This window comes from Indolivaga capnocytophagoides DSM 22835 (assembly GCF_000426485.1).
Taxonomy (GTDB): domain Bacteria; phylum Bacteroidota; class Bacteroidia; order Bacteroidales; family Dysgonomonadaceae; genus Dysgonomonas_A; species Dysgonomonas_A capnocytophagoides.
Genome location: NZ_AUFL01000019.1, coordinates 19,065 through 31,337 on the forward strand (window position 1 = coordinate 19,065; position 12,273 = coordinate 31,337).

Consider the following 12,273-nt stretch of genomic DNA (forward strand, 5'->3'; position numbering starts at 1 on the left):
TAAATAGGAATTATTTTGTCTTTAATGATATACTTTGGGTTGTAATTAGTTTATTATAGTATTTACCGAAATAATAAATAGGTCTGAGACCTTAATCTATAGATAGATATATGGAGATAAAGATAAAGTCGCTGGAAACTATAAATGATGCGGCAACAGAATTTGTCAAACAAATGGGAGATAATACCGTATTCGCTTTTCATGGTGAAATGGGAGCCGGTAAAACTACTTTTATAAAAGCCATTTGTGAAAAATTGGGAGTGGAGGATGTAATAAACAGTCCTACTTTTGCTATCGTGAATGAGTATCGTTCGGGTACGGGCGAGTTGATTTATCATTTCGATTTTTACCGCATTAAAAATGAGTCGGAAGCTTTTGATTTCGGCTATGAAGACTACTTCTATAGTGGTAGTATCTGTTTTGTCGAATGGCCGGAGTTAGTGGAGTCTCTACTGCCTCACGATACGGTGAATGTGTATATAAAAGAGGAGGCGAATGGCGAGCGTTCCGTTTCCGTACAATGATATAAAAGGGCAGCCCGAACAGCTGCCCTTTTTGTTGGTTATTTAACCCCAATCATAATATCGAAGCTCAGTTCGTCTCCGAAGAACTGACTGGCAGGATAGTATTCAAAATCTGTGCTGTACTCTCTGTTCAGATCTGTTTGCCATATCTCCATCCATTTGTTGAAAATGATATTTTCCGACAGTTTTCCTTGACCTGTAAACTTCTCGTAGCTTCCTCCGCATACTTTCACTGCGTGCATGCCTTCGGGGATCTGGTCAATGCTGCTTACTTTTAGACCGATAGTAAGAGTGTATGGTTGGGTACAATCTCCATCATAATCGGAGTATACTCCATATACATCCGCATTTATTTTATTGGGTATTGTTCCAGGGATATTTTCTGCTGAGAAACGTTTCCATAGTGCAGGTATATCTTTTTCACCTTTTCCCGGTTCGTTGGATGTGCGGACAAATATTCCTATAACATAAAATTCTTCTATTTTCATACTTTTGCTTTTATGGGTTGATTTACTGTTGTGATTGCGCATCTCACTGTTTGATATTGCAAAGGTATCAGAGGATTGTGACATCAGTGTGTCAAGGGTTGAAGAGTATCTAAAATATTTTTGCTTACATTCTTCGAAATAATCTTGAAGATTGAATTTGTGAGGGGTAAAAAGGTCTCCTGATTCTATCAGAGAGCTGATTCTGTCGAGTCGGAAAGCTCTGATCTCATTTCTCAGACGGCAATGAGCTATAAGTATCCAATTACCTTGCGTATTGTATAATGCTAGAGATTCGATCGAACGTTGGGTTTGTTCTCCGCTTTCCGATATGTATTTTATCTGTATTGTCCTGAAATTTGTTATTGCCGACTGAATAATGGTAAGATTGCGGCTTGTCTGATTATACCAATGGTTATTGCGGACTTGTATACGGTCGGACAAAAGTTCGGTTTTGTCTTTGACGCTGTATCTCATTGTTGCTTTTATTTTAGATATAGCGTCAGTATAACTTTTGCGAAATGATTCATCGTTGTTCACTGCAACAATTTTTTCTGCGGTGATAAGGGCATTGGCTTCCGCTTCGGTAAATGAAATCGGAGACAGAAGATAACCTTGCAGGAGCGAATAACCTTTTCCTTCTTCGGTAACAATAGGTATACCGGCTTCTTCCAGAACACGTATGTCCCGATAAGCTGTGCGTGTGCTTATCCCGAATTTATCGGCAATTATTTGGGCTGTTATAATCTTTTTCGATTGTAACAGTGTTAATATAGATGCAAGACGGGCAATTCGGGATAGGTCGGAGTGTTCCATGAGGCGTATAAATATTTTATATTACAAGTATACAAAACTTATTTGTGTATCAGCAAAGAATTTTACAAGGATACGAGTGGATATACATTTTCAAGTTATAACAAGTTCAGAGTGTTATACTTGTCAAAGCTATAAATAGGTCTGCGACCTTAAATGCTTTCTGTTACATAATAACTATCTTTGCACCACAATGAGAGATTATAAACTGACAGATTGGTTGCCTACAACCAAGAAAGAAATAGAATTGAGAGGATGGGATGATGTAGATGTCATTCTTTTCTCGGGCGATGCCTATATTGATCATCCCGCTTTCGGTGCGGCAGTAGTCGGGCGGATATTGGAAAGCGAAGGACTAAAAGTGGCGATTATACCGCAGCCTAACTGGCGTGATGATTTACGGGATTTCCGTAAATTGGGAAAACCCCGTTTATTCTTTGGTGTTTCGGCCGGAGCGATGGATTCGATGATTAACCATTATACGGCCAATAAACGTTTGAGATCCGATGATGCCTATACTCCGGATAGTCGTGCAGGTATGCGTCCTGATCGTCCGTCCGTTGTATATACGAAAATATTAAAAGAACTATATCCTGATATTCCCGTTGTTTTGGGTGGAATAGAGGCTTCATTAAGACGGGTTACCCATTATGATTATTGGGACGATGAATTGAAGAGGTCAATACTTTTTGATTCGGGAGCAGACCTGCTTGTATATGGGATGGGCGAACAACCACTAAGGGAGGTTGTACATCGTCTGAAAGAGGGACAGGCTATTTCAGAAATGACCGATGTGAAACAGGTGGCTTATCTTTCTATAGAATTTCAGAAAGAAGAAAAAGATATAGAGTTGTTTTCTCACGAGGAGTGTTTGGAGGATAAACTCAAACAAGCCAAAAACTTCAAAGTTGTAGAGGAACAATCAAATATGATGAAGGCTGCACGTATCGTGCAAAAGGCAGGACGGGAGTATGTGGTTATCAATCCCCCGTATCCTCCGATGACCGAAACGGAAATCGATACATCTTTCGATTTGCCTTATACCCGTTTGCCCCATCCGAAATATAAGGATAAGACGATACCCGCATTCGAGATGATAAAATTTTCGGTAAATATGCACCGTGGCTGTTTCGGTGGTTGTGCTTTCTGTACTATTTCGGCTCATCAGGGTAAGTTTGTAGCTTCACGCTCCAAGGAATCGATTATAAACGAGGTTAAACAAATTACCGAGATGCCCGACTTTAAAGGTTATTTGAGTGATTTAGGCGGCCCTTCGGCTAATATGTACCGGATGAAGGGAAAAGATCAGTCAGTTTGTGAAAAATGCAGGCGTCCATCGTGTATTCACCCTCGTATTTGTAAAAATCTGAATACAGATCATTCGGCTTTATTGGATATTTATCGTTCGGTAGATGCGTTACCCGGAATTAAAAAATCATTTGTCGGAAGCGGAATCCGATACGATGTTTTGCTTCACCGATCAGCCGATGAAAAGATAAATAAGGTGACTGATGAATACACTCAGGAATTGATAAAGAATCATGTGTCCGGAAGATTGAAAGTTGCGCCGGAACATACATCGGATACTGTTTTGAACTATATGCGTAAGCCAAGTTTCGAGCAGTTTTATGAGTTTAAGCGTGTTTTTGATAAGGTAAATGCTGATTATGGAATGAAGCAGCAGATTATTCCTTACTTTATTTCGTCTCATCCGGGATGCGATGAGGTGGATATGGCTGAATTAGCGGTGAAAACAAAACCGCTTGGCTTTAACCTCGAGCAGGTGCAGGACTTTACTCCGTCCCCCATGACACTGGCTACCGAAATATATTATACAGGCTATCACCCGTATACTCTCGAAAAAATATATACACCTAAGACAAAGGAACAAAAGCTGGCTCAGCGTAAATATTTCTTTTGGTACAATAACGATTATAAGCCGGACATTATAAAGTCTCTAAGGCGATTGAAACGTGAAGATTTACTGAATAAACTATATCCTGCTGGATTAGGTAACGGAGGAGGGAGTAATAACAAGTCGCAAACTCCGAAGAGTTATAATCCTAATTTTAATAAAAAAGGAAGACGGTAAAAAATCTAAAAAAACACAAACGAACTGAAAGTTCCTTAATAAGATAATCCATACGTTTGGCTTTCCGTTTATTTAAGATTTATCTTAGCAGATATAAATAAAATAGGTCTGAGACCTTAACAACATCTATGAATATGATCCAAACTGTAAAAGTTTTTTGCAAAAATAACAATCAGTATTATGATGTCCCGATGGGAACATCTTTAGTTGAGATTTTAAAGACAACAGGTATCGAAAAGCCTTTTCTGATTGTCAACTGTAAAGTAAATAACAAGACGGAGTCCCTGAATTATCAGGTGTATCAGCCTAAGAATATAGAATATATCGACATCAGTGAATCATCAGGAATGAGAACCTATGTAAGATCGCTTTGTTTTATTCTTGCAAAAGCTGTGTCGAATGTATTCCCTCAGGCGCAAATGAGTATTGAGCATCCTATTGCGAAAGGCTATTATGGAGTTATAAAAGGGAAAAAGTCGCTGACTGAGTCCGATATTGCGAAGATTAAATTGGAGATAGACCGTCTGATTGCCGAAGATCTACCCTTTGAAGCTTTGGAAGCTGAAACAAAAGAGGTCGTTGAGCTGTTCCGCCAGCATTATTTCGAAGATAAGGCATTGCTCCTTGAAACATCCGACATGTTATATTCTAAATATTACCGTTTGGGTAATTATGTCGATTATTTTTACGGATGCCTTGTGCCTTCTACCAAATATATCTTTTTGTATGAATTGGAACCGTATATGGAAGGCTTTATGCTTCGTGTCCCTAATAGGGATAATCCTGTGGAATTGGAGCCTGCTATCCAACAACCCAAGATGCAGCAGGTCTTTAATAAGCATTTGACCTTTCTGAATATCATAGGGTTGGATAATGTCGGCGATTTGAATAAAGCTAACCGTACAGGACGCATGTCTGACGTGGTAAAAGTTTCGGAAGCTTTGCAGGAGAAATCTATTTCGGATATAGCAACTCAAATTGCAGAAAAATTTGATGAAGGAGTAAGGATTGTCTTAATTTCAGGACCTTCGTCTTCAGGTAAGACTACTTTCCGAAAAAGGCTCGAGGTACAGTTGATGGTAAACCTGATCAAGCCTGTAGGGATTTCCCTTGATGATTACTTTGTAAACAGAATTGATACACCGAAAGACGAGAATGGCGAGTATGATTATGAGTCTCTTTATTCTCTCGATTTGAAGCAGTTTAATGAGGACATGGCGAGATTGCTCAAAGGGGACAAGGTGGCTATGCCTACATATAATTTTACAACCGGACAAAGAGAGTATAAAGGCAATGAATTGCAAATAGATAAGCATACAGTATTGGTTATCGAAGGAATACACGGATTGAATCCCGAATTGACAAGCCGTATTCCGGATAAGAGCAAATTCTTGATTTATGTTTCGGCTCTTACTGCTATCTCTTTGGATAATCACAACTGGATACCAACGACAGACAATCGATTAATCCGTCGTTTGATAAGGGATTATAAATACCGTAATTATTCGGCGATAGATACAATCTCCCGATGGAATAGTGTGAGAAAAGGAGAGGATAAGTGGATATTCCCCTATCAGGAAAATGCAGATGTAATGTTCAATTCGGCTATAATATATGAGTTGGCAGCCTTACGTAAATATGCAGAACCTATATTAATGCAGGTTCCGAAGTCGGCACCCGAATATGCAGAAGCATACCGTATCATGAAATTTCTGAACTATTTCAATTATATAAACGACAGGGAAATGCCGCCCACATCGTTGTTAAGGGAGTTTTTGGGAGGAAGCAGCTTTAAGTACTAACAGTGTTTGTTGCGTCAGCCAAAACAATAAAACGGTCTGTGACCGAAAAAGCAGCTAAGTATTTGTCAATTATAATAATTGTTCTTATTTTTGCAACCGCTTTGCGTAATCTCTGACGGGACGGTCTCGTGAATATTACGTATTGTTGTACAACAAAGCTATTAATAATCATGGATTTAATTAAGATTGCAGAACAAGCATTTGCTACAGGGAAAGAACATCCCAAATTTAAAAGTGGTGACACTGTTACAGTAGCATATCGCATCAAAGAAGGTAACAAAGAGCGTGTACAGTTGTATCGTGGTGTTGTTATCAAAATCGCCGGACACGGTGACAAAAAACGCTTTACTGTACGTAAAATGTCAGACAATATCGGTGTAGAAAGAATTTTTCCGCTTGAGTCTCCATTTATCGACAGCATTACTGTAAATAAAGTTGGTAAAGTTCGTAGAGCTAAATTGTACTACCTTCGTGCACTTACAGGTAAAAAAGCAAGAATTAAAGAAAAGAGAGTGGCTGTTGCTAAATAATCTTTTCTCATTTCATAAGAAAGCACTTCTACTTCGGTTGAGGTGCTTTTTTATTGGGGTGAAGTCATTTATTGGCTCACTATGATTATATTTGCGACTGATTCATTGATTATGAAATTAGGGTAGTTTCAGATTGAAATATAAAGTTCTCATATTGGCAGGGGCCATATTTATTCTTGTATCGGGATGTTCTTCTAAAAAGAATACCCGTACTACACGTGCATACCATGAGATAAACACCCGTTACAATATTTATTTCAATGCCGAAGAGGCATATAAAGAAAAGCTTGACGAAAAGCAGAAGGGGTATAACGACAATATGTCTCTGCTGCTCGATATTTATCCTGCCCGTGATGTAGATGAATTGAAGGAGAAAACCGGAGGTGCATTTGATATAACGGTCGATAAAACAACGAAAGCAATAAAACTGCATTCTATTAAAACAAAGCCCGAACGGGATCCTGCAAAACGGAAAGATATTGAATATCAGACATGGCTCAAGCAACAGGAATTTAACCCTTTCCTGAAAAATGTGTGGATGCTGTTGGGCAAGGCGGAGTATCAAAACGAAGATTACTTGCAATCCGTTTCTACTCTGTCGTATGTAACCCGCTTATATAAAACAGATAAAGACATCGTCGACGAAGCCCGTATCTGGATTGCTCGCGGATATACCGCTATGGGGTGGTTTTATGAGGCGGAAGATACTTTCCATAAAATAAAGATCAGCGGTGGTGTATCCTCACACCTTCAGCCAGAATATGATGCTGCATATGCTGATTACCTGATCAAGAAGAAAGAATACTCTTCGGCTATACCTTATCTCGAGAAATCGATTGACAGCGAACCAAACAGGTATCAGCGAACACGTATGAAATATTTACTGGGACAGCTATATGCGCAGCAGGGAGACAAGGTAAAAGCATACGAGGCTTTCGATAAGGTTATGGGGATGAATACACCTTACGAATTTACCTTCAATGCAAAAATACAACAGGCAGGTCTGGCTGATGCTTCAAATCGGAAAGAAGTTCTCGGCGGGCTTGATAAAATGACCCGTAATCCGAAAAACAAAGAATACCTTGATCAGATTTATTTTGCGATAGGAAATGTATTTCTCAATCAGCAAGATACTGTTACTGCTGCCGAAAATTATCGGAAGGCTATAGAAAAAAGTACAAGAGGTGGGTATGATAAGGCTATAAATCAAGTACAGCTTGGCGATATTTATTTTAAACAGAAAGATTATGTTAGAGCTCAGCCTTGCTATTCGGAAGCATTGACCGGGCTTAGTAAGAAGCATTCGGAGTATCCGAGGGTTTCTTTACGTTCCGAAGTACTGGACGAATTAGTTGTGTACGTGAAAGCTGTTCATTTGCAGGATAGTCTGCAAGTCTTATCACGCATGTCGGATGTACAACGATTATCTGCTATAGATAAAATTATTTCCGAACAGAAAAAAGAAGATGAAAAGGAACGTAAGGCTGCCGAGCGGGAAAATAGGGTTCAGATCAATGATGGTAACCCCAATGAACCTTTATTTAAACAAAATACACCTAATATCCCACAAAATCAGCCTTCAATAAACAATTCGGGAGGATCGTCTTTTTATTTTTATAATAAAGAAATGGTTAACTCGGGAAAAGCTGCGTTTAAGCAACGATGGGGTACCCGAAAGCTCGAAGATGACTGGAGAAGACGAGAAAAGCAGATCGCTGTTTTTGAGGATAATGACCGCACTCCGATTGATGGAGTGGAGGAACAGAAGCCTATTGCAGAAAATGGGATCCCCGATAAATATAATCCTGATTTTTACCTGAAGCAGATTCCCCTGACCTCCGAGGCTTTAAAGGCTTCCGATGATATTATCGAAGATGCTTTTTTCAATATGGGTAAGATATATAATGAAAAGCTTGGTGATTACCATTTAGCTATTGATGCTTTTGAAACCGATTTGAGACGTTTTCCGTCATCGCCTAATATGGAGGAAATATATTATCAGCTATTCCTTATTTATCTGCGTCTGGGAAATCACGAAATGACTGCTCAATATCGGAATTTATTGCTGGGAGGATTTCCGAAAAGTATATATGCAAAGGCTCTGGCCGATCCAGACTATGAATGGAATACACGTAATATGCACCAGCTGGAAACAGGTTTGTATGATCAGACCTATCAGCTGTATCTGTCCGGTAATATTACACAGGTGAGAGCAAACTATGATACGATGAAGGAAAAATATCCTTTATCTGTACTTATTCCGAAATTTATGTTTCTGAATGCTTTGACGTATGCTCAATCCAATGATTCGGAAAAATTTAAGTCTGAACTGAAAAGTCTGATCGAGAAATATCCGAAAGAAGATGTGACAGAATTAGCAACTGCAATGCTTAAAGAAGCTGTTGAAGGACGGGCACTTGCCTCAGATTCTTCTCCGATGAGGGGAATGATATGGAATTTGAAACTGGGTGACAACAAAGACGGAGAAGAGGTTGCCGGATTAGACTTTGTTGCGAAATCAGATGCCGAATTTATGTTGGTATTCCTTTTCCAATCGAAGACTGTAGACAAGAATCGGTTGATATATGATGTGGCAAGCTATAATTTCTCGAAGTTTGTTTACCAGACTTTCGATCTATCTTTTAGTGTAGCCGGTTCACTCGAAGTGCTTCAGGTGAAAGGCTTTAAATCTTTTGCCGATATAATATCATATATTGATATGGCATTTGAAAAGAATTCGTTGATGGATGATCTTGATCCTTCTATTATTCCTATTCCTATTTCGACCGATAACTATATTGCCCTGATGAACGGAAAGACCCTGAATGAATACTTCTTATTCTTCGAAAAGAATTATACAAAAGAGATGATTCCTTTGATCATGTATTGGAATAAGCAGAGACAAAAAGCCGTAGCAGAGCCTGAAGTTGAAGATGTAAAGGAAGTCGTTACACCTCAAGTACAACCTGAGAGACAAGAGGAGCTACCTCCTGTTGTACCTGTTCCTCCTCGTAGGCAGCCCGAACAGAAAGTAGAAGAAACAAATGGCAGGACTATTGGAATCGGGGATATTCTGGATGAAAATCAGATTGAAAAAGCTGATGAAGTGATCAATAAGGCAAAAGAAATCTTCGATAATCCTGTTGAGGGCTTGAAGAACTTGCTTAACTCATCAAAGGATAAGGTTAAATTGACGAAAGAAGAAAAAGCAGCACAGAAGGAAGAAAACAGAAAACGCAAAGAAGAAGAACGCCGTGCTAAAGCTGCCGAAAAAGCACGTGTAAAGAAAGCGGAAGACATTGAGGCTGCACGTCAGGATTCGATTGATACAGTAGAGCGTGCTCAAGCCGATGCGATAAAGTCTGTAAAACAAGCCGAAAGCGATAAAAAGAAAAATGAAATAAAAGAGAAAGAAGATGCCCGTAAACAGCGTCAGAGAGAGCTGAAAGAAAAAGAAAGGCTACGAAAGGAACAATTGAAGCAACGGGAGAAAGATAGAAAAGAATTGCTGAAGCAGAGAGAGAAAGAGCGAAAAGAGCGATTGAAGGATCGTCAGCGTTCTTCCAGTAAATCTTAGTAGACATCAAACAATTTGATATAGTTTGATGTTTTAACAAAAAAACAACAATATGGGAGTTCAAACCAAATCGTGGAAAAAGTTTTTTCTAAAATTTATATTAGTCGTATTTGTTCTGGGTATCGGGTTTCTCGGTATTTATTTCTACTATCCGTACGGAGCAAGCAGTGTGAAAGCTGGTCAGTTGAATTATGTGATGTATAAGGGATTTATCTTTAAAACTTACGAGGGTAAACTTATTCAGACAGGAATAAAAACTGCGGCAACCGGAGGTGTTCAATCAAACGAATTCGAGTTTTCGGTAGAAAATAAAGAATTAGCTGAGAAGTTGATGAATATGGCAGGCAAAAATGTGAAACTTCATTATAAAGAATATTTTGGCGCTCTGCCCTGGCGCGGTTATACCCGGTTTATTGTGGATAGCATTGTTGAGGTCGAGGAATCTAAACCTCAGGAAATTGTAGACCCCAATTTGTTTATAAATAATTGATGTGAAATAAATCGTGATATTATAGGATTAGCAGATTCCGCCGCTGATCCTTTTTTTTATATCTTCGTTGTATAATGGCGCATGGTAATACTTTCAAGCAAATAGAAAAGCCTAAAGACGGCTCTAAAACATTTTTTCGTTTGATGACATATCTTTCGGAAGAGCGTTCTTTGCTGGTTGTTATCGGACTGTTGATCGTGGTCAGTATTCTGGCAAATCTGGCGGGTTCTTATTTGCTGCGACCCATAATTAATGATTATATCTTGCCCGGCAATGTCAGGGGGCTCATTAATATGCTGATTGTACTTGCTGCTGTATATCTGAGTGGAGTTTTGGCAGTTTATATACAATACCGCCTGTTAAATGTTATAGGGCAGCGTACAGTGGCTCGCATCCGTGTCGATTTGTTTCGGAAAATGGAGATTCTTCCTGTCAAGTATTTTGATGTAAATCAGCATGGCGATCTGATGAGCCGATATACAAATGATGTGGATAAAATCAGTGAGGTGTTGACCGATAGCTTGTCTGATCTTTTATCCAGTGCATTAACTCTTATCGGAATCATCTGTTTAATGATATATATCAGTCCTATACTTACACTGGTCACTTTTATTACTATTCCGTTAATGTTTCTGGCTGCAAGGCTTATTGTGAAGCAAAGCCGGAAATATTTTAAAGCGCAGCAAGATACGCTCGGTCAGGTAAATGGCTATATCGAAGAGATGATCAGTGGGCAGAAGGTTATAAAAGTATTCGGTCATGAGGCTAAAGTGGTGGATGGTTTTGAGGAACTTAATCAGGACTTGAAATCGAAATCTGAGAAAGCCCAGCTTTATTCAGGGATGATGATGCCTGTTATGCAGAATCTGAATACTCTCAATTATGTAATAATTACGATAGTTGGAGCTCTTCTTGCAATTTATCGGGGCTTTGATGTTGGTGGCTTAGCGGCTTTCTTGCAATACTCCCGACAATTTGGAAGGCCTATAAATGAATTGGCAAGTCTTTATAATAATATTCAGGCAGCTATTGCCGGAGCTGAACGTATTTTTCATGTGATAGATGAACCTTCCGAGCCTGAAGATAAGGATGGAGCAGTAGTGCTGACTGATGTTAAAGGTGAGGTGAAGATGCAGAATGTATATTTTGGGTATAAACCCGAAAAATTAATACTTAAAGGTGTCTCTCTACATGCTCGTCCGGGCGAGACTATTGCATTGGTTGGAACGACGGGGGCGGGTAAAACAACTATATTAAATATGTTTCCCCGATTTTTTGATATTAAATCCGGTCTTATTTCTATTGATGGGATACCCTTGCAGGATATCAAGCGAAGCAGTCTGAGGTCTTCCATGGCTATCGTTTTGCAAGATACCCATCTTTTTACGGGAACGGTGAAAGAAAATATTCGTTTTGGACGTTTAGCGGCAACGGATGAAGAGGTGGTTGATGCTGCAAAATTAACGGCAGCTCATTCTTTTATTAAGCGTTTACCTAAAGGATACGATACTCTTCTTGAAAATGATGGAGCGAATCTGAGTCAAGGGCAACGGCAATTGCTTAATATTGCGAGAGCGGCTGTAACAAACCCCTCGATTCTTTTGCTGGATGAAGCGACCAGTAATATTGATACACGTAGCGAATTGTTGATACAGAAAGGCCTGGCTCGATTAATGGCTGGCCGCACAAGCTTTATTATAGCCCATAGGCTATCGACTGTCCGTAATGCCGATAAGATATTGGTGATGGAGCATGGGCAGATTATTGAAGAAGGCACTCATGACGAACTGCTGGGGCGTAGAGGGAAGTATTATTCGTTATATGTGGAGCAATTTGAATAAAAAATCTTAACATATATTTCTATACTTGTATAATTGAAATTATTTGCTGACCTTTGCATCTGATTGATTCCTACCTTTATATAACAGATATTTTTGACTTTTAACATTACACAATGTCT

At 39.2% G+C, this 12,273-nt stretch carries 8 protein-coding genes; 7 read left to right on the plus strand and 1 reads right to left on the minus strand.

The window, feature by feature from the left end:
• The first annotated feature begins 110 nt into the window (after window positions 1–110).
• Window positions 111–524 carry a tRNA (adenosine(37)-N6)-threonylcarbamoyltransferase complex ATPase subunit type 1 TsaE gene (gene tsaE, locus K322_RS0111105; protein WP_026626956.1) on the plus strand — a complete coding sequence of 138 codons (414 nt, stop codon included), beginning with the start codon at window positions 111–113 and terminating at the stop codon, window positions 522–524.
• 38 nt (window positions 525–562) lie between these two features.
• Here tsaE and K322_RS20335 read toward each other — a convergent pair whose 3' ends face one another.
• Entirely contained in the window at window positions 563–1,825 is a 1,263-nt protein-coding gene (locus K322_RS20335; protein WP_051290763.1) for an effector binding domain-containing protein, read from the minus strand.
• Window positions 1,826–2,015: 190 nt separating this feature from the next.
• Here K322_RS20335 and K322_RS19250 point away from each other — a divergent pair, with 190 nt between their 5' ends.
• The 6 genes from K322_RS19250 (at window position 2,016) to K322_RS0111145 (ending at window position 12,154) form a co-directional block, all read left to right on the plus strand.
• Entirely contained in the window at window positions 2,016–3,914 is a 1,899-nt protein-coding gene (locus K322_RS19250; RefSeq protein WP_084158570.1) for a YgiQ family radical SAM protein, read from the plus strand.
• Between the two features lie 134 nt (window positions 3,915–4,048).
• Complete coding sequence (locus K322_RS0111120; RefSeq protein ID WP_026626957.1) at window positions 4,049–5,716, plus strand: nucleoside kinase; 1,668 nt, start codon at window positions 4,049–4,051, stop codon at window positions 5,714–5,716.
• A gap of 170 nt (window positions 5,717–5,886) precedes the next feature.
• Window positions 5,887–6,246 carry a 50S ribosomal protein L19 gene (rplS, locus tag K322_RS0111130; RefSeq protein ID WP_026626959.1) on the plus strand — a complete coding sequence of 120 codons (360 nt, stop codon included), beginning with the start codon at window positions 5,887–5,889 and terminating at the stop codon, window positions 6,244–6,246.
• Window positions 6,247–6,379: 133 nt separating this feature from the next.
• On the plus strand, window positions 6,380–9,823 hold the full coding sequence (porW, locus tag K322_RS0111135) for a type IX secretion system periplasmic lipoprotein PorW/SprE (protein WP_026626960.1): 3,444 nt from the start codon (window positions 6,380–6,382) through the stop codon (window positions 9,821–9,823).
• A 52-nt stretch (window positions 9,824–9,875) separates the two neighbouring features.
• A complete protein-coding gene (locus K322_RS19255) occupies window positions 9,876–10,313 on the plus strand; it encodes a hypothetical protein (RefSeq protein WP_051290765.1) in 438 nt (145 codons plus the stop codon).
• A gap of 74 nt (window positions 10,314–10,387) precedes the next feature.
• A complete protein-coding gene (locus K322_RS0111145; RefSeq protein WP_026626961.1) occupies window positions 10,388–12,154 on the plus strand; it encodes an ABC transporter ATP-binding protein in 1,767 nt (588 codons plus the stop codon).
• Window positions 12,155–12,273: the final 119 nt, after the last annotated feature.